The 18,002-nt window shown below is 63.6% G+C and carries 16 protein-coding genes; 6 read left to right on the top strand and 10 right to left on the bottom strand.

The genetic code is table 11. The annotated features are described in order from the left end of the window. The 7 genes from FJ414_RS11440 to fabD form a co-directional block, all read right to left on the bottom strand. Window positions 1-891, bottom strand: a complete 891-nt coding sequence (locus FJ414_RS11440; RefSeq protein WP_140644488.1) for a YicC/YloC family endoribonuclease — start codon at window positions 889-891, stop codon at window positions 1-3. Between the two features lie 247 nt (window positions 892-1,138). Next, a complete protein-coding gene (gene mltG, locus FJ414_RS11435; protein WP_140644487.1) occupies window positions 1,139-2,413 on the bottom strand; it encodes an endolytic transglycosylase MltG in 1,275 nt (424 codons plus the stop codon). A gap of 168 nt (window positions 2,414-2,581) precedes the next feature. After that, entirely contained in the window at window positions 2,582-3,844 is a 1,263-nt protein-coding gene (gene fabF / locus FJ414_RS11430; protein ID WP_140644486.1) for a beta-ketoacyl-ACP synthase II, read from the bottom strand. 34 nt (window positions 3,845-3,878) lie between these two features. Beyond that, entirely contained in the window at window positions 3,879-4,115 is a 237-nt protein-coding gene (locus FJ414_RS11425) for an acyl carrier protein (protein ID WP_006203723.1), read from the bottom strand. Window positions 4,116-4,313: 198 nt separating this feature from the next. Further along, window positions 4,314-5,051: a 3-oxoacyl-[acyl-carrier-protein] reductase gene (gene fabG / locus FJ414_RS11420; RefSeq protein WP_140644485.1), complete on the bottom strand. Its 738-nt coding sequence runs from the start codon at window positions 5,049-5,051 to the stop codon at window positions 4,314-4,316. A gap of 10 nt (window positions 5,052-5,061) precedes the next feature. Continuing rightward, window positions 5,062-5,250, bottom strand: coding sequence for a hypothetical protein (locus tag FJ414_RS11415; RefSeq protein WP_140644484.1), 189 nt, complete (start codon window positions 5,248-5,250; stop codon window positions 5,062-5,064). A gap of 30 nt (window positions 5,251-5,280) precedes the next feature. Beyond that, window positions 5,281-6,222 carry an ACP S-malonyltransferase gene (fabD, locus tag FJ414_RS11410; RefSeq protein WP_140644483.1) on the bottom strand — a complete coding sequence of 314 codons (942 nt, stop codon included), beginning with the start codon at window positions 6,220-6,222 and terminating at the stop codon, window positions 5,281-5,283. Window positions 6,223-6,499: 277 nt separating this feature from the next. On the opposite strand from fabD, the gene FJ414_RS11405 reads away from it, so the two are divergent. Further along, window positions 6,500-8,428 carry an LTA synthase family protein gene (locus FJ414_RS11405; RefSeq protein ID WP_140644482.1) on the top strand — a complete coding sequence of 643 codons (1,929 nt, stop codon included), beginning with the start codon at window positions 6,500-6,502 and terminating at the stop codon, window positions 8,426-8,428. A 101-nt stretch (window positions 8,429-8,529) separates the two neighbouring features. On the opposite strand, the gene FJ414_RS11400 is transcribed toward FJ414_RS11405, so the two are convergent. Together FJ414_RS11400 and FJ414_RS11395 are read right to left on the bottom strand one after the other, a co-directional pair. After that, window positions 8,530-9,702, bottom strand: coding sequence for an NAD(P)/FAD-dependent oxidoreductase (locus tag FJ414_RS11400; RefSeq protein WP_140644481.1), 1,173 nt, complete (start codon window positions 9,700-9,702; stop codon window positions 8,530-8,532). Then, window positions 9,699-10,403 carry a class I SAM-dependent methyltransferase gene (locus tag FJ414_RS11395; RefSeq protein ID WP_140644480.1) on the bottom strand — a complete coding sequence of 235 codons (705 nt, stop codon included), beginning with the start codon at window positions 10,401-10,403 and terminating at the stop codon, window positions 9,699-9,701. The genes FJ414_RS11400 and FJ414_RS11395 overlap by 4 nt, the downstream gene beginning before the upstream one ends. A gap of 343 nt (window positions 10,404-10,746) precedes the next feature. Here FJ414_RS11395 and FJ414_RS11390 point away from each other — a divergent pair, with 343 nt between their 5' ends. From FJ414_RS11390 to FJ414_RS11370, 5 genes are all read left to right on the top strand, one after another. Next, a complete protein-coding gene (locus FJ414_RS11390; protein ID WP_246672367.1) occupies window positions 10,747-11,763 on the top strand; it encodes a type III polyketide synthase in 1,017 nt (338 codons plus the stop codon). Then, entirely contained in the window at window positions 11,763-12,980 is a 1,218-nt protein-coding gene (locus FJ414_RS11385) for a sulfotransferase (RefSeq protein WP_140644478.1), read from the top strand. Before FJ414_RS11390 ends, FJ414_RS11385 begins: the two co-directional genes overlap by 1 nt. A 72-nt stretch (window positions 12,981-13,052) precedes the next feature. Next, window positions 13,053-13,604: an ABC transporter substrate-binding protein gene (locus FJ414_RS11380; protein ID WP_181181589.1), complete on the top strand. Its 552-nt coding sequence runs from the start codon at window positions 13,053-13,055 to the stop codon at window positions 13,602-13,604. Then, complete coding sequence (locus FJ414_RS11375) at window positions 13,531-14,334, top strand: ABC transporter ATP-binding protein (protein ID WP_210239663.1); 804 nt, start codon at window positions 13,531-13,533, stop codon at window positions 14,332-14,334. The genes FJ414_RS11380 and FJ414_RS11375 overlap by 74 nt, the downstream gene beginning before the upstream one ends. Window positions 14,335-14,337: 3 nt before the next feature. Continuing rightward, window positions 14,338-15,459, top strand: a complete 1,122-nt coding sequence (locus FJ414_RS11370) for an ABC transporter permease (protein WP_140644476.1) — start codon at window positions 14,338-14,340, stop codon at window positions 15,457-15,459. Between the two features lie 153 nt (window positions 15,460-15,612). Here FJ414_RS11370 and FJ414_RS11365 read toward each other — a convergent pair whose 3' ends face one another. After that, window positions 15,613-17,241, bottom strand: a complete 1,629-nt coding sequence (locus tag FJ414_RS11365) for a pilus assembly protein (RefSeq protein WP_140644475.1) — start codon at window positions 17,239-17,241, stop codon at window positions 15,613-15,615. Window positions 17,242-18,002 lie beyond the last annotated feature (761 nt).

Here is an 18,002-nt window from a genome sequence, read left to right as displayed (position 1 = left end):
TCACTCCAGATTCTGGACCTGTTCGCGAAACTGGTCGACCACCGCCTTGAGCTCCAGCCCGATCGCGGTGACCGCGGCGGCGTTCGACTTCGAGCACAACGTATTCGATTCGCGGTTGAATTCCTGCGCGAGAAAATCGAGCTTGCGGCCAACGGCGCCACCGCTTTTGAGCAGCGCCCGCGCCGAAGCGACATGTGTCTTCAGCCGGTCGATCTCCTCGCGGATATCGGCCTTGGTGGCGAGGAAGGCCGCTTCCTGGTGCAGCCGGACGGCATCGAGATTGGCCGAGGCATCTATCAACAGACGCATCTGCTCGGCGATGCGCGCGCGGATCGCGGCGGGTTCGCGCGAGGGGTCGGCCTCCGCCTTCAGCGTCAGCGTCTCGATGGTGTCGACATGGCCGGAAAGAAGCGCGCCAAGTGCCGCGCCCTCACCGAGGCGCGCCTGTTCAAGGCCGGCGAGCGCCGCCTCGAGCGCCGACAGGATCGTGGCATCGAGGGTAGCCCGCTCCTCCTCGGTCTCCACGGCCTCGGGGATGTCGAGCACCCCGCGCAGGGAAAGCAGGCCATCCGCGGTGGCGGGCTCGGTGCCGAACTGATCCTGCAAACGCTTGGCCAGCCCCGCCAAATCCTTGAGGAACGCCTCGTTGACCACCGGCTGGACTTGCCTGGCGGCGGCGCGGCCGACGGTCAACGTCGCCTGGAAGTTGCCGCGCGCAAAGCCCTTCTGAATAGTCTGCCGGACCGCCGTCTCCAGCCGGTCGAAACCCTGCGGCAACCTCAGCCTCACCTCGGCGCTCTTGCCGTTCACCGATTTCACCTCCCAGGCGATCGAGGTGCCATCACTTTCGGCGGCGGACCGCGCAAAACCGGTCATGCTTTGCAGGCTCATTGCCCTGTCGTCCCCCTGTCGCAGCCAAGGCATGCGTGGCCCAGCGCTGCGCGCCCCAAACATCGCCGGACGAAAGGCCGGCGCCCCCTCAAAACATGAATACGGCCTCGCGTCAAAGGACGCGTACTTCCGTTTGATGCATGTCGTCTTCCCAAAACCGCTGCGCACTTTTGGGCGACATGCAGTGCGTTTGATGCATGTCGTTTTCCCAAAACCGCTGCGCACTTTTGGGCGACATGCATTGCGCCTATTGCGCGTCGCCGCCGCCGCCGTCGCCGTTCTCGCCGCTGCCGCCATTGGCACCGGCATCGCCGCTGTCGCCGTTGCCATCGGGAGCCGCCGGCGCCGTCGTCTGGCCGGACGCCTTGGCGGCGGCGTCCGCCTGCTTCTTCTGCAGCGCCCGATAGCGGGCAACGTTCTGGTTATGCTCTTCCAGCGTCGCCGCGAAGACATGGCCGCCATTGCCGTCGGCGACGAAATAGAGGTCGTCGGTCTTCGACGGATTGGCGACCGCTTCGAGCGCCGCGCGACCCGGATTGGCGATCGGCGTCGGCGGCAGGCCCTTGATCATGTAGGTGTTGTAGGGCGTCTGCTTGTCGAGGTCCGACTGGTAGATCGGCCGGTCCGCCGGCTTTCCCTTGCCGCCGAAGAGGCCGTAGATGATGGTCGGGTCGGACTGCAGCCGCATGCCCTTGGCCAGGCGGTTGAGGAACACCGCGGCGACGCGCGAGCGCTCGTCGCTCCTGCCCGTCTCCTTTTCGACGATCGAGGCCAGCGTGACGAAGTCGTCGATGTTGGCGATCGGCAGGTCGGGCGCGCGGTGCGACCAGACGTCGTCGACCAGCTTCTTCTGGTCGGCGATCAGCTTATCGACCATCTGCTGCCTAGTGGCGCCGCGGGTAAAGCGCAGCGTGTCGGTGGCGATGCTGCCCTCCGGCGGCAAGGCCGGCGGCATATCGCCGGTCAGCGCCTCCTGATCGGCGACCCGCTGCAGCGCCTGCTCGACCGTCAGCCCTTCGGGAATGGTGAGCGAGTACATGACCGACTTGCCGCTCTTGAAGAGCTCCATGATGTCGCGCATCGAGGCGCGCGGCTTGATGGCGTACTCGCCAGCCTTCAGCGCCGATTCATTGCCCGTGGCGCGCACGCCCAGCCGGAAGACGCGGGCATCGCTGATCAGATTGCGGCGTTCCAACTGGTCGGCGATCTCCTGCACGCCGGTGCTCGGCTTGATCAGGAAGGTGTCGCCATTGGCGGATGGGCCGGGCTCGACGAAAGCCTGCATGCCGAAATAGAGCGCGACACCCGAGGCGAGCACGACCAGGATGACCATGGAGAGGAAGAAATTGAGGAAGACGACGACCTGGCTGCGCGAGGCGCGCGAGCGCTTCGACGGCGGCGGCGTGCCGGCTTCCGGGCGCAACGCCTCGGCCGCGGTCTTCGGCCTGATCGGCCCCTTTGTGCCTTGCCGTCCGAATTCCCCGTCGCCGCCCGGATTTGTGCTGCCCGGATTTGTGCTCATGGCGCGCCCTACCGTCTGATCTTGCAACGAATCCCCCGGCAAAAAGCTAGAGGAGAATTTGGCAAAAATGACGGCAGGTGGCGGAACTGCCGGCTGGTTGTCTGTCTCTGAGCAATCCCGGGTAGAAAACCGCTGCGCACTTTTCCTGGGATTGCTCCGGCTGGCCCTTCAGCCATTGTAACGCTGGAACACGAGCGAGGCGTTGGTGCCGCCGAAGCCGAAGGAATTCGACAGCGCGACGTCGATCTGGCGCTGGCGTGGCTTGTTCGGCACAAGATCGATCGCCGTCTCGCGTTCCGGATTGTCGAGATTGATGGTCGCCGGCGCGATGTTGTCGCGGATGGCCAGGATCGAGAAGATCGCTTCCGCGGCACCCGCGGCGCCCAGCAGATGGCCGATCGACGACTTGGTCGACGACATCGAGATCTTCGAGGCGGCATTGCCGACCAGGCGCTCGACCGCGCCGAGCTCGATCGTGTCGGCCATGGTCGAGGTGCCGTGCGCGTTGATGTAGTCGATGTCGGCCGGCGAGAGCTTCGCCCGGTTAAGCGCCGCCGTCATGCAGCGGAAGGCGCCATCGCCGTCTTCGGCCGGCGCGGTGATGTGATGGGCGTCGCCCGTCAGGCCATAGCCGGTGACTTCCGCATAGATCTTGGCGCCGCGCGCCTTGGCATGCTCCAGCTCTTCCAGGACGACAACGCCGGCGCCCTCGCCCATGACGAAGCCGTCGCGGTCGCGATCATAGGGACGCGAAGCTGTTTCGGGGCTGTCATTGCGCTCGGTGGAGAGCGCCCGGCAGGCGGCGAAGCCGGCAATCGACAGCCGGGTGATCGGCGCCTCGGCACCGCCGGCCAGCATCACATCGGCATCGCCCCACATGATCAGCCGGGCGGCGTCGCCAATGGCGTGCGCGCCGGTCGAGCAGGCGGTGACCACCGCATGGTTCGGGCCTTTCAGGCCGTGGCGAATAGAGACCTGGCCCGAGACCAGATTGATGATCTGCCCGGGGATGAAGAAGGGGCTGATGCGGCGCGGGCCGCGTTCCTTCAGGATCATCGCGTTTTCGGCGATGCCGTCGATACCGCCGATGCCGGAGCCGATCAGCACGCCGGTGGCGCACTGGTCCTCATGCGTCTGGGGCTTCCAGCCGGAATCGGCCAGCGCCTCGTCGGCGGCGGCGATGCCATAGAGGATGAACTCGCCGATCTTGCGCAGTTCCTTCGGCTCGAGCACGGCCTCCGGATTGAAGGTGCCGTTCAAGCCGTCGCCGCGCGGGATGACGTGGGCGATCTTGCAGGCAAGATCGTCCACCTCGAATTCGGTGACGCGGCGGCAAGCGCTGCGGCCGGAGAGCAATTCCCGCCAGCTGTGCTCGACGCCCATGCCAAATGGCGAAAGCAGGCCAAGGCCCGTGACGACGACACGCCTCATCGCAGGTCCTCCCCGATAATGCCTGCGAAAGAACTCAGGCCGAGGCCTTGTCGATATACTTCACGGCATCGCCGACGGTCAGGATGGTCTCGGCCGCATCGTCCGGAATCTCGACGCCGAACTCTTCTTCGAACGCCATGACGAGTTCGACCGTGTCGAGGCTGTCCGCGCCCAGGTCGTCGATGAAGCTCGCCTGCTCCGTCACCTTGTCGGCGTCGACGCCGAGATGCTCGATGACGATCTTCTTGACGCGCTCTGCGGTGTCACTCATTTGGGGCAATCCTCGTCTTAAGTTGTCTATCTTCGTTAGCGGGCGGAATGCCGCTAATCAAGCTGAAAGATGGTCTTGCGGGCAACGCACGCCACAGGACCGGTTTTTGCCCGAACCGCCGGGTTGCGGGCCGCATTACACGAAAAATGGCGGGCGTCCAAGCCGAAATGGCTGTTTTCACAGGCGCCCGCCCATGCCTCAGATCATCGCCATGCCGCCGTTGACGTGAATGGTCTGGCCGGTCACGTAGGCCGCCTCGTTGGAGGCGAGATAGGCGACGGCCGACGCCACTTCAACGCTGGTGCCCATGCGCCTTGTCGGGATCGCGGCCATGATCGTCTCTTTCTGCTTGTCGTTGAGCTTGTCGGTCATGGCCGATTCGATGAAGCCCGGGGCGACGCAGTTGACGGTGATGTTGCGGGTGGCGATTTCCTGCGCAAGCGACTTGGAAAAGCCGATCATGCCGGCCTTGGATGCGCAGTAATTGGTCTGTCCGGGATTGCCGGTGACGCCGACCACCGAAGTGATGTTGATGATGCGGCCATGGCGGCGGCGCATCATGGGATGGGTGAGTTCGCGGGTGAGCCGGAACATGGCGGTGAGGTTGACCTCGATCACAGAATCCCAGTCGGCGTCCGACATGCGCACGAACAGGCCGTCCTTGGTGATGCCGGCATTGTTGACCAGGATATCGACGCCCTCGAGGTCGGCTTCAGCCTTCTGTCCGAGCGCCTTGACAGCGTCGCGGTTGATCAGGTCCGCTGGAAACAGTTTTACGCGGTCGCCCAATTCGCCCGCCAGGGCTTCCAGCTTCTCCACACGGGTGCCGTGCAGGCCGACGATAGCGCCCTGGCTGTGCAGCACCCTGGCGATCGCTTCGCCGATGCCCCCTGTTGCGCCGGTGACGAGCGCCTTGCGGCCAGTCAGTTCGAACATTTTCTCAACCTCATTTTTCCGAATGCGCCGCAGGCGATCCCGGTTCCGTATACGTCAAATCATCCAGGCCATGCCAGAAATCTTCGGTAGTCAGGACATCCTCGTCACCGCGCCGAATGCGTTCCACAACCTCAGCTGCAATGCGATAGTCCTCCTCCATGTGCTCGGTTTTGCTTCGACCAATCTTCGAAGGAGACATTCGACACCTCCGGTAACGTTCGAGCGATCCTTAGCCAAGCGCCGCCAGCGCCGCCTCGACTTCCGCCGCCGTGCCGATGGCGCCGGTGGCGATGTCGCGGTTGATGCGGCGCGCCAGGCCCGACAGCACCTTGCCGGCGCCGACCTCGTAGAGGCTCGCAACGCCATTGGCGCCGAACCATTCCACCGTCTCGCGCCAGCGCACGCGGCCGGTCACCTGCGCGACCAGGCGGCGAGCGATCTCATCCGGGTCGCTGGTCGGCGTCACCGTCACGTTGGAGACGACCGGAACCACCGGCGCCTGCTTCGCCACACCCGCCAGCGCCTCGCGCATGATATCTGCCGCCGGCGCCATCAGCGCCGAGTGGAAAGGCGCGGAAACCTGCAGCATCAGCGCCCGCTTGGCGCCCTTTTCGGTGCACAGCTTCGCCGCCAGCTCGACCGCCGCCCTGGCGCCCGAAATCACCAGCTGGCCGCCGCCATTGTCGTTGGCGACCTGGCAGACGGAGCCTTTGGCCGCTTCCGCGCAAGCCGCTTCGACATCGACCTGCTCCAGCCCGATGATGGCAGCCATGGCGCCCTCCCCGGCCGGCACCGCAGCCTGCATGGCGTTGCCGCGGGTGCGCAAAAGCTTGGCGGCGTCGCCGACCGAAACGAAGCCAGCTGCGGCAAGCGCGGAATATTCGCCCAGCGAATGACCGGCCACATAGGCCACCTTGTCCTTCAGCGAGAAGCCGCGCGCTTCGAGCGCCCGCATCGCCGCCAGCGACACCGCCATCAGTGCCGGCTGGGCGTTGGCGGTCAGCGTCAGCGTCTCTTCCGGCCCTTCCCAGATGAGTTTCGACAGTTTTTCGCCGAGCGCGGCGTCCACTTCCTCGAAGACGCGGCGCGCTTCGGGGAATTGATCGGCGAGGTCCTTGCCCATGCCGACGGCCTGGCTGCCCTGTCCCGGAAAGGTGAATGCGACGGCCATTTTGGGTCTCTCCAGAGGCTGGTTTTTCCCTGCCTCTGGCGCAAGGCGCACAGCCAAGTCAAGCCCGCCGGCGCCTCTTCAGCCAGCATTTCAGCCGGAAAACCCAGCTGACTCCCTGTTCCGAAAGGCTTTTTGGCGATCACACCTGATGAAAACCGCTCACGTTTAGTTTGCTGGCTCTTCTTATTTCCGCCACAGGCGCTAGCTTTGCGTGACATTTCGATGACAGAAGCGTGACGGGCGTGGAAGGCGTGTCGCGTTGGCCGGGGGAAGTAGAGTGGCAAGGATCAGAAAAGGCGCGGCCAAGCCCGTGCCGCAGTTTTTGGAAGACGATCCGTCCACCGGCTACTTGCCGGGACGGGCCTGGCCGACTGTACGCTACGGCCTGACGACGCTTCTCGTCTCCGCCCTGCTCGTATTCGCGATCGAGTTGATCGTGCGCGGCGATTTCTTCGGCACGGTCGATTTCTTCCTGCAGCCGTTCAAGCCGGGCTGGACAACTATCATCGTCTTCGCCCTGGTGCTGGTCGGGCTGGACGCCATACTCGGGCGCAGCCACCAGAGCCTGATGATCGTGGCGCCGCTGACGCTGGCGCTGGCCTTTGTCGGCCACCAGAAATCGCACTATCTCGGCGATCCGCTTTATCCGACGGATTTCCTGTTCGCCCGCCAGATCGTGGCGCTGATGCCGCTTCTGGTGCGCGAGCGGCCGTGGACGGCCGTCATGCTGGCGGTCGGCATCGTCGGCGGGCTGACGCTGCTTGTCTACGGCTGGCGGACCTGGCGCAGGCGGGTGCCGATCCTCAGCCGAAAAGGCCGCCTGGCGCGGCTGGCGCTTGCCGTGCCGCTGCTCGCCTTCTTCGTCTCGATCATGGACTATGCCACCTTCTCGTGGACGCGCGACCGGCTGCAGATCATCCCGATCATGTGGGACCAGAAGGAAAACTACGCCTCCAACGGCTTTGCGCTGGCTTTCGCGATGAATGTGCCGATGGCGCATGTCTCGGCGCCGCCCGGCTACTCCGAAAAGGCGATGGCCGCGATCCAGCGCCCCGACGTCGCCGCTTCGGTGCCGGACGAGAAGCCGGATATCGTGGTGGTGATGAGCGAATCCTTCTGGGATCCGACGCAGTTGCCCGGCGTCACCATCAAGCCCGACCCGATCCCGACAGTGCGCGCCTTGCGCTCCGGCTCGATGTTCTCTCCCGAATTCGGCGGCATGACCGCCAACATCGAGTTCGAGGCTCTGACCGGCTTTTCCAACGCCTTCCTGCCGGCTGGCTCGATCCCCTATCAGCAATATGTGCGCACCCCGACCCCGTCGCTGGCGACCTTCCTGAAGAGCGAAGGTTACTATGCGCGTGCCATCCATCCTGGCACCAACTGGTTCTGGAACCGCGGCGCGGTCTATGCCGATTTCGGCTTCAAGGACTTCAAGTCTGAAGAGACGCTGCCGCCGATGGAAAAGCGCGGCCCGCTTGCCTCCGACGCTGCAATGACCGACGAGATCATCCGCGAGGCCGATGCCAGCGACGACCCGGTGTTCTTTTTTGCGGTCAGCCTGCAGAACCATGGGCCTTACGAGCCTTACCGCTACAGCAACCCGACGCATTCGGTCGATGCGCCGATCAACTCCTGGGCGCGGGAATCGCTGCTCTCCTATGCCGAAGGCTCGGCCGACGCCGACCATGGCCTTAAGCGCCTGATCGACTGGGCGAAGGCGCGCCAGCGGCCGACGATCATCGCCTTCTTCGGCGACCATCTGCCGCCGCTGGGACCGGTCTATGTCGAGACGGGCTATCTCAAGGACAATGTCGCGCCGCGCAGGGAACCTAACGCCGGCGCCGCGATCGAGCATCACGACACGCCGCTGGTCATCTGGTCGAACCGCTCCGGTCCGGTGCAGAACCTGGGCTCGGTAAGCCCGGCCTTCCTGCCCTACCATATCCTGACCACCGCGGGCATCACCCACCCCTATTACACCGGTTTCCTCGGCGCGCTGCGCGAACACTACCGGGTGGTCGACCGCAACCTGCTCCTGTCGCCCTCGGGCGAAGCCACGCCGGACTGGGCCAGGCAGAAGCAGATCGACCCGAAGATCAACGATTTCCGGCTCATCCAATACGACATGATGTTCGGCAAGCGCCGCTCGGCGCCCGACTTCTTCCCCGAAACGGTGGACAAGCTCGTCGCGCATACGAGCTGAGGCGAAGGCGGTCAGAGCTGATCACAGCCATCCCGGCCATTGGCGGGAAGCGATGCTCTAATTCCGGAGCCTCGGAAGGTTTCGTCGCCGCAATCTGGACGTCAAAAGCCTGGAACGGGCTGGGTCTTTCCACTCAGTCGCGCGCCAATCGTCAAAGCCGCCGGAAAACTCTTGATCACGGCGCGCATGGCCGTCGCGCCACCTGGCCCAAGCGCTATCCGGGCAATCAAGGCCGCGGCACGCAGACGCGTCGAGAATTGCCGACGCCATTCGCGTTCGTACCGATGACCGGCGGCGTCGCGGCCCTCGCGACCTTTGCCCGATGCGATCAGTTCTCGCGCAAGCAGCCAGCCCGATTGCAGCGCCATCGAAATCCCTTCGGCGATGGCGGGATGCGACTCACCCGCGATGTTGCCGACGCGGAAGATGCCCTGATCGTAGCCGGCCCGGATACCGGGATGAATCGGTCCCGCAGCCAGCCAGGGACCATCCAATTCGGCACCGGCCAGCACAGTTGCTACGCCTCGGCACGAGGCCAGGACATGGCGCGATACCGCATCCGCCGCCGCAATATTTCCAAAGCGCTGGCGAAGCCCGGATAGAACATCGCGGCGGATGCAGCAGGAGATTGAAACCCGGCCTTGGTCCGCCGTCACCATCCCACCATATCCGCCTGGGAATACGAGCAGCGGCATCAGGTCGGGCGCCAGCGCGGCGCCGGCAAAATGCGCCTTGAACCCGAAAAGGTCGGAAGGTTGGCTCGTTCTTTCAAGCTGGCTGGGGAGTTTCCCGCTTTCCCAGGATCCGTGCGCGGCAATGATGACAGGTGCGCTGAGGACCTTCTGTTGCTGGCCCGACTCCACAGTCACAAATTGCAAGTCATCGCGCCGACGAACCGCGACCGCCTTGCAAGGCTGGAGAATTTCGACGCCCGCACGTTCGGCGGCCTGCAGCAGGATGGTGTCCAAACGATCGCGGCCGAGCGCGCGGCCAAGACCCGTCCTGGCGGTCGGCATTCGGGCCTGCGCAGAGACATCGCCCGAAAAGAACCCGACCCGACGTATTTCGGGGCCGGCTTCCGCGCGCCAGCTTTCGCCAACGCCCAACTGATCGAGCAAGGCAAGGCTGGTGCCTGACATAAACTCGCCGCAGACCTTTCGGCGAGGAAACAGCACCTTCTCCACCATTGCCACCGACCAACCCCGTTGGGCGAGCGCAATGGCGGTGGAGCTGCCGGCAGGGCCGGCGCCGATGACAATTGCGTCGTGCATCATTTCGTGTCGGGCATGCTGCCACCGACAAAACCTTGCGTGAACAGGCCTCTGCGGCCCTCCATCACAGGCATTCCACCTGACAGTTGCCACAATTGTGAAAGTTCCGTGCCGCGAAAACCGGCGCGGACACTTTGCGCCGCATCGTTCAGCGTTACTGCGCAAGCGCCGATCAATCGCAGGAACCGTGTCGCCACAAGTGGCACCTTGGCTCTCAATGGCTCCGTCGCGACGAGTATCGGGGCCATCGTCATGATCCGAGAAAATAGCTCCAGCAGGCGCATGTCATCGAAGTGATGGAGGATAAGGTTGGCGCAAACAAGGTCGAAGGGCCTGTCCTGTGTCCAATCGAACAGATCTGCAGTTACGGGTTGCGCCCGCCAACCCAATTCAGCGAAAGAGTTGCGCAAGTCCTCGCCTATCAGGCCGATCCTGTCGACCATGACGATCTCGACGTCGGGCCAATAGCGCGCCATCAGCCGCGCCACCGTCAGCATGAACTTTCCGTCGCCGGCGCCTATTTCGAGGATACGCAGCGGTGGCTTTTGCACATTCGCTCGCATCAGCGATGCCATGATCCTGGCCTGGAACATCAATGCATTGATGCGAACGAGGTCGCGACGGGATGCAATCGCACGGGGATCATCGGCCGGGAGGCCGTCAAGGAGTTCTGGCTCTAGATGCCGGATGTTTATGTCGGTCATGCGCTGGATCGGAAATCTAGGGCCTCAGCGGGGCAATCCGGCAATAGAATTCGGTCGTACCTTCATGGCCGCGCGCACTGTTCATCGCGGAACTCGCATGTGAACTCAACCCGGATGGCGAAGCGAAGGTCGGTCCCTTCATGCAAGATCGGAGGCTGATATCACAGTTTGCTAATGAGAAATATCGGCGCCGCGCAATAAAATGCCCTATGCAGGCGTTTACCTTATGAACGCTTCCCCAATACGCAGACCTCTATGAGACCCGATTGGGCTCATTCTCGGAGCTATCTTGTCCCCACAAGCGTATCTGAATGGCATTGCCACGTGTGTCCCCGAACACGACGTGCATCAATTCTTCCTCGGCTATGGAGCCTCGCTGCTTGAAAACGATGCGCAAGGCCTTGCGCTCTTCGAGCGGATGGTCGCTCTGGCCGGGATCGAACATCGCTATTCCTGCTTTGCGCCTGCCGACGATCCGCACGGCGGGGCAATAGACCGCGACGGCACCTCGGTCAGAGGCTCGTTCGCCAGCACCGCAATCCGTATGCGGATGTACGAAGCCGCCGCGCCGGAGCTCGCGCAAAAGGCCGTCGACAAACTTCTGGCCAACGACGACCGCTCGCTGATCACGCATTTGATCGTGACAAGTTGCACCGGCTTTTCGGCGCCTGGCATCGACCTGGAGCTGGTGCAGCGATGCGGCCTGTCGACGTCGGTCGAGCGTACCATCGTCGGCTTCATGGGATGCCATGCCGCCATCAATGCCTTGAAGCTTTCACGCCACATCGTGCGCTCGGATCCGAGCGCACGCGTGCTGGTCGTCAACATCGAATTGTGCACGCTGCATTTCAAGGAAGCCACGAAGCTCGAGAAGCTGATCTCGTTCTGCCTATGGGGCGACGGTTGCGCGGCCTCGCTGGTGACGGCCGAACCGCATGGCATCCTGCTCGAAAGCTTCCACGCCATCGTGGCGGCGGAGCGCAAGGAGCTGATGAGCTGGCACATCCGCGACGACGGGTTCGACATGGTGCTGTCCGGCCAGGTTCCCGGCGCCGTCCGGGAGACGCTGCGCAACGAGCATCCGGCCATCCTCGGCGGCAGGCCCGCCAAGGAGATCGATTTGTGGGCGGTGCATCCTGGCGGCCGCTCGGTGCTCGACGCAGTCGAGCGGGCACTCAAACTGAAGCCGACCGCGCTAGCAGCATCGCGCGAAGTGCTCCGGCGATACGGCAACATGTCGTCAGCAACCGTGATGTTCGTGATGGCCGAAATGCTGAAGGAGCCGTCGGGCCTGCTCGGCTGCGGCATGGCGTTCGGGCCCGGATTGACGACAGAGACCATGATGTTCCGGACTGCCTGATGAAGTCGAACACTATCCGGCACCGCGTCCGTGCTTCCGCAGCCCGCTGGCTGGTGCCCTACTTGCCGTATCCGCACTTCATGTGCGTGGCGCCGCTTGACGCCGTATTGCGGGTCTTGTGGCGCGCGGAAGGCCAGTTCCCTCCCGCTTACTGGCCACGCCTGGTGCTTCTGCTCCTGCTTTCCGGCATCAACACGATCGCCTCCCTGCCGGAGCGCCTGACCCTTGCAGCATGGCTGCGGCTGCGGCCTCCCCGGATGGAGCCGAACAACGCGCCCGTGTTCGTTCTTGGTTACTTCCGATCCGGGACGACATTTTTGCAGAACCTGCTGGCAGCAGACCCAAGTTTGAGATCGCCGAGCTGGCCGCAGGTCCTGGCGCCTCAGACATTCGTCCTTGGCTGGGCTCTCCTGCGCACCTTTTTCGTGCCCTTGCTGCCGTTGACGCGCCTCGACGCGGTCGTGCCGGTGGGCGCCAGGCTGCCGGCGGAGGACGACTTCGCATTGAACAATCTGGGTGGGATGTCGATCCTGGCTGGACGCGCCGTGCTTCCCCGCCGGCAAGCCTTCTTCAATCGATATCACGATCTCGACGCGCTTTCGGCGGACGAGCTGAGCCGCTGGCGCTCACATCAATTCGCATTCGTCCAGAAGCTCACTCTCGTCGCAGGCGGGCGGCGACTTCTGCTCAAGTCGCCGAGCCATACGGCCCGCGTCCGCACTCTGCTGGAACTGTTCCCGGGCGCCAAGTTTGTCCACATCTCTCGTTCGCCGGAAGCTGTATTCCGGTCCAACATCTTTCTGGTGCGAGAATTGCAACGGGCATTCGCCCTGCAGTCGCCGCTGCCCGAGGACGAGCAGGAGGAGATCATCACGCGCGATTATCTCGCGACGGAGATGCACTATCTGGCAGATAGAGCCCGGATTCCAGCCGCCGACCTCGCAGAGGTGCGGCTACAGGATCTCATTGCCGACCCGATGGCCGAGATGAAGCGGATCTACCGCGAACTGGACCTACCATTTTCCCGCGGCTGCGAGGAGCGCATGCTCCAAGTCGCCGCGACGTTTGGCAAACAGCTGCGCAACCGCCATCCCGACCTGACGGAAGGGCAGAAAGCGCGCGTAGCCCGCCTCGAACCGCTCGCTTCCAGCTTCGGGGATGCGCCGGCGCTGGCTCGCGGAACGCTCAATATTGACAGTCAACCGCGCATTGGGTGACATGGGATGATGACAGCAGGCCTATGGTCGCAGACAAGCTGGGCAGCTTTGGCCCGGCTGCTGGTTGTCCCTTTGTTGCTCGCCATCTGCGCCCCACCGCTTTCGGCATCTGCCGATGAGCAGAGCGATGCGGCCAAGCTGGTTGAGACCGTGCGCCAGGCGGCGATTGTGCTTGGGCACGGTGGACCCGCCAAGGCGCAGCTGCGTTCGATCTCCGCTGCCTTCGACGGAAAGGGGATCGCCCAAGCCGTGCTCGGGGCACATTGGCGCAGCGCCAGTGCGGACGACCGCGCCGCCGTGGTCGATGCGCTGCTTTATGCCATCGCCCACAGGCTGGCCGACAAGCTCGAGCGGACGCAGGACAAGAGTTTCACCGTGCTCGGCACAAAGGCCCTGGCCAACGGCGACATCCTCGTGCGTAGCGAATTCCGCCGGCCGCTCCACGGCCCGACCTCCGTGGACTGGCGTGTGCGCCACTGCCGCGGACAATTGTGCATCGGCGATGTCTTTGTCGACGGCGGCTCGGTGACCGTGCAGCAGCGGGATCGCATTGGCCAGCTGCTCGCCGCCAACGGCGGCTCGATCCCCGCGCTTGTCGCCGATCTCAGGAAAGGCCGAGTATGACTCCTCGCCGGTGCTCATGTCCGCCCTCGTCGAATTGAGCAACGTCGGCCGCGACTTCGACGGCGGCCGCATTGTCGCCGTTGAGGATGTGTCGCTGGCGATCGGGACCGACGAGACCGTCGCCATTGTGGGCCGCAGTGGCAGCGGCAAGTCCACAATCCTGAACCTTATCTGCGGGCTCGACCGGCCGACCCGCGGCGAAGTCCGGTTCGAAGGACGGGCCGTCAATGGAAGGGCTGCCTGGGCAGCCGTCCGGGCCAGCAGGATCGGTATCGTTTTCCAGAATTTCTCCCTGCTCCAGTCCTTGTCGGCCCGCGAGAACATCGAGGTGGCGCTGTTGGGAAACCTCGGCGGAGCGCGGCAGCGCAGCGTTCGCGCGCTGGAACTGCTGGCGCATTTCGGTCTTGCCGATCGCGCTACGCTACGGCCGGCCGAGCTTTCCGGCGGCGAACGCCAGCGGCTTGCAATTGCGCGGGCGCTTGGCAACCGTCCGAAGCTTCTCCTTGCGGACGAGCCGACAGGAAGCCTCGACGTGCAGACGGGCCAATCGGTCATGGGCATCATCGGCGATGCGCATCGCGAATTCGGGACCGCAGTGATCGTGGTGACCCATGACGAGGACGTGGCCGCATTGTGCGGCCGGCGCGTCGAGATCTCGGATGGACGCATCCGTTCGGACAGCCGAATGGCGGCGATGTCGGCGCCTGCGCCGGCTTCGCGGATCCGCTAAGCCATGACAGAGCTGACACTTCCCCTGCGCGGTCTTATTGCGCGTCCGCTTCGCACCCTGCTCACGGTGCTCGGCATCGCTTTGGCGGTCGCCGGGTTTGTCGCACTTACGGGCCTGACCGCCGGCGTCCAGCGATCGTTTGCGTCGGGAATCGACGAGAACGGCGCGGACCTGGTGGTAAGCCAGCGCAGCTCGTTCAACCTGGTGAGCAGCACCGTGCCCAAGTCGCTAGGCCCGGCGCTTTCCGCTGTGCCTGGCGTCGAGGCCGTGTCGGGCGTTCTCCTCAACATCACCACCGCCGACGAGGACGCGAATATCGTGATGGCCGGCTGGCCGAGCGGCAGCTTCCTATGGAAAGGCGTGCCCCTCGTGGCGGGGCGAATCCCCGCGCCGGGGGACCAGTGGCCGGTGGTCCTTGGCCAATCCATTGCCAGCGCATTGGGCAAGCGGGTCGGCGAAACCGTCGAGCTGCAGTTCCAGCCCTATCAGATCGTCGGCATCGCGTCGTTCTCGTCCATGCTGAACCAGAACAGCGCCATCGTTCCGCTCGAAGGGCTGCAGCAACTCCTGTCGCGGGAGGATGTGTTCACTCTGTTCGAGGTGAGATTGAAGCGCCCGCTCGACAACAACGACATCGCTGTTGCCCGCATCCGGCTTATCGCAGCCGCACCGGGGTTCGAGGTGGGCGACACCGGGCAGTTTGCCAACAGCATTCGCATCTTCGATCTGCTTCAGGCGATTGCCCGGACAATTTCACTGGTTGTCATGATGATGGCCTCTGTCGCCGTTGCCAACACACTTCTGATGGCCGTGAACGAACGGACGTTCGAGATTGGGGTTCTCGCAGCACTGGGCTGGTCACCGGGGCGGATTCTTCGGCTCATTCTCATCGAAGGCGTTTTCATGAGCGCAGCCGGCGGCGTCATCGGCATTATTCTCGGCGCCCTTGCCATGGAATTGGCAGCGAAGACAAAGTTCGCGGCGGGCCTGATCGTCCCTTATTTTTCAGGCTGGTCGATCGCGCAGGCGCTGATCTTCGTCTTCATCGCCGGGCCGCTCGGCGCGCTCTACCCTGCCTGGCGCGCCACGCGCCTTCTCCCCGCTGAAGCGCTCCGCAGGCTCTGACGCGACTTGCCTTGTCGGCCGGGAGGGCGTTCCGGTGCCGATGGCGCCGGCAAAAGCATCGACCTGTCCGGCGGAGGTCTGGTTCTGTTCGCCGGACGGGCGCACAGAAGCGATCGGTATACGACCGTTCCCGTGCCGCGGCGCCCACTCTCGTCAGTTGGTGAGCTGCAGCCTGGAGAACTTGTTGGCGATGGTCTGGAAGACGTTGGGCAGCTTGGCCGGGTCCTCGACGGCGTAATAGTCGCTCGGGTCGGAAGCGCAGGCGCTGTAGAGCGAACGATTGGCCGCCGTGTCGGCCTGCAGCACCATGGTGTAGATCTGCACGCCCTGGTTCTTCAGCTGTGTGCAGACATCCTTGGTCCAGCCGTCGACATTGCGCGCCGCCGCCGTCTGGTTGCTCGAACCGAAACGGCCGCTGGCGAGGTAGCCATAGGAAGTGTAGTCCGATTTCTGCGGCGTGTTCGATGCGCCGTAGACGACGTTCTCGCCATCGGTCAGAAGCATCACCACCTTTGTGACGCCCGCCGTCTTATAGGGGGCGGCGGCGGTGTAGGGTGGCTGCGGCGACAGCACCCGCTGGCCCCAGCTCAAGCCCTCCGACACGTTGGTGCCGGAGCCGTTCCATTCGCTCATCTGGCTCGCCGCCTGGCGAAGCTTGTCGAAGTCGTCGGTCAGCGGAATGATCGGCGTCGGGCAGGCGCGGTTCGGGCCGATGGTGATCGGATTGCCGGCCTCGGTGATTTCCTTGCCGGTCGAGGCGACGTATTTGGCGATCGTCGTCAAATCCGCGCTGAGCAGCGCGTTGAGCACGCCCGTCAGCAGCCCGCTCAGATCTATGCCCAGTATGTTCTGGTTCAGCTTGGTCTTATCGATAGTGTCGTTGAGATAGGAATTGTTGTAGCCGGTCGACGAATTGCCATACGAGGCCGAGGGCTTCCTGGCGACGTCCGGGTCGTCCGGCGCGAAATAGGGCACGAACAACGTATCGGGCTTCGACGGGTCCGGCGGCGTATCGGAAATGTTCAAGGCGCCGGGCCGCGCCTCGACGCAACCCTTCCAGCCCGTATTGTTCCAGCCGCCCGTCTGTCCGAGCTGCTTGAACAGCGCCATGTGGTTCGGTCGCTTGCCGCCGATGATCGGAAAGTTGACGCCGTTGGTGGACGACTTGCCGTCCATATCGATCCAGGACGGATCGAATTCGGGGCCGTTGACGTCGACGGCGGTGACGAAGGGCACCAGCGAGGCCCGCACGGACCGGGTCGGCGACTTGACCGCCTCGAGATAATCGAGCAGCGACTTGGTCGCCGTCCGGAGCGCGGCGATACGCGCGCCGGCCATCGAGCCAGTGTTGTCGAGCACCAGCACCACTTCGAGCTGATTGTTCGATTCGACCGCCGAAGCGTCGACGCTGATATGCTTTTCGGCGCCAAACAGGAACGCGAAGTTGAGATTGACGTCGGCCGAGGCCGTGGCCCTGGTCTTGACGAAGTTGACGCCCCTGTCGACGGTGAGCGTGGCCTTGGCGTTGGAGAGTTCACCGTGGCTGGCGACATTGGCCTGGAAATAGCTGTTGAAGGCATCATTGCGTGTCGTCTCGGCGTCGCCGAGATGCGAAGAGGCGAGGTTCGCGGCGTCCAGCGCGTTCTGCAGATTGCTTTTTGCACGCATCAGGGTGGAGACGTCGGTGGCAAACGCCACCGCGCCCAGCATGGCCGGCACGCCCACCGCCAGCATCAACGAGAAATTGCCGCGCCTTGAGCGCCAAAACTGCCTGAGAAGCATTCCCTACCCCTGGAATTGCTCGATTTTCCGCCGCCTTGCGGCCCGCGTGCCTCTCATGCGCCTTTCATGATAAACGGGTGGTTACAACCCGCTACAACCTTATGGGGGTGGTTAAAGTTCGATTACTGGAAAATCGATAAAATCGGACAACGGCCGGCGTCTTCCGAAAACTGCGGCGCCTTCTCCAGCCATGCAGGGAACTCCCGACTGTGGCCAGTGCCTCAGTCTGAAATTGAACCCGTCGCTCGCGGTGCAAAGAAGCACGTCCATCTCATTCGATATCCGCCTACGCGAAATGTCGGGTAGAGATTTTCGCAGATATGGTACTGGTCATCAGGCGCTGCCTGCACGCGGTTCCATGGAATGAACCACTCGCCTGTAGGCGGATCGTTCCGAGAGTAAGGCTCGGGTTGCTTGACGTAATAGCCCTGTCTGGCAGATCTGACATCGCTTGACGCGATAGGACGGCAATCATGATCGTCGCAGCATTTGAGATTAAGAACAGGATCAGTCTTACCCGAATACCAGCTATGGGCGTTGGCGTCGCCCACCAAAGTAAGACATATAAAGGCGATACGCCGTTGCAGCCGCCCCATGGATTTCAGGCCCTCACATTTTGCCTATAGCATATTATGGATTGCTAATATTTATACTGAGGTCGCATCGATAGGCGCATAGGTCCGATCGGCTGCCGTCACTCGGCAACTCGCCTTTGCAGGACCGCGCGTTCCCGGCTTCGGCAACGGCCCCCGCTTAAGGTT

It is taken from the genome of Mesorhizobium sp. B3-1-6, from assembly GCF_006439555.1.
Classification (GTDB): Bacteria; Pseudomonadota; Alphaproteobacteria; order Rhizobiales; family Rhizobiaceae; genus Mesorhizobium.
Note: the sequence above shows the minus strand (reverse complement) of the source record. Positions and strands in the feature narration are given on the sequence as shown.

Excerpts from the sequence above, each read along its gene's own strand:
- FJ414_RS11425 (WP_006203723.1), bottom strand. The coding sequence starts at position 4,115 with ATGAGTGACACCGCAGAGCGCGTCAAGAAGATCGTCATCGAGCATCTC.
- FJ414_RS11370 (WP_140644476.1), top strand. The coding sequence starts at position 14,338 with ATGACAGAGCTGACACTTCCCCTGCGCGGTCTTATTGCGCGTCCGCTT.
- fabD (WP_140644483.1), bottom strand. The coding sequence starts at position 6,222 with ATGGCCGTCGCATTCACCTTTCCGGGACAGGGCAGCCAGGCCGTCGGC.
- FJ414_RS11440 (WP_140644488.1), bottom strand. The coding sequence starts at position 891 with ATGAGCCTGCAAAGCATGACCGGTTTTGCGCGGTCCGCCGCCGAAAGT.
- mltG (WP_140644487.1), bottom strand. The coding sequence starts at position 2,413 with ATGAGCACAAATCCGGGCAGCACAAATCCGGGCGGCGACGGGGAATTC.
- FJ414_RS11395 (WP_140644480.1), bottom strand. The coding sequence starts at position 10,403 with ATGACCGACATAAACATCCGGCATCTAGAGCCAGAACTCCTTGACGGC.
- FJ414_RS11415 (WP_140644484.1), bottom strand. The coding sequence starts at position 5,250 with ATGTCTCCTTCGAAGATTGGTCGAAGCAAAACCGAGCACATGGAGGAG.
- FJ414_RS11365 (WP_140644475.1), bottom strand. The coding sequence starts at position 17,241 with ATGCTTCTCAGGCAGTTTTGGCGCTCAAGGCGCGGCAATTTCTCGTTG.
- fabG (WP_140644485.1), bottom strand. The coding sequence starts at position 5,051 with ATGTTCGAACTGACTGGCCGCAAGGCGCTCGTCACCGGCGCAACAGGG.
- fabF (WP_140644486.1), bottom strand. The coding sequence starts at position 3,844 with ATGAGGCGTGTCGTCGTCACGGGCCTTGGCCTGCTTTCGCCATTTGGC.
- FJ414_RS11400 (WP_140644481.1), bottom strand. The coding sequence starts at position 9,702 with ATGATGCACGACGCAATTGTCATCGGCGCCGGCCCTGCCGGCAGCTCC.
- FJ414_RS11385 (WP_140644478.1), top strand. The coding sequence starts at position 11,763 with ATGAAGTCGAACACTATCCGGCACCGCGTCCGTGCTTCCGCAGCCCGC.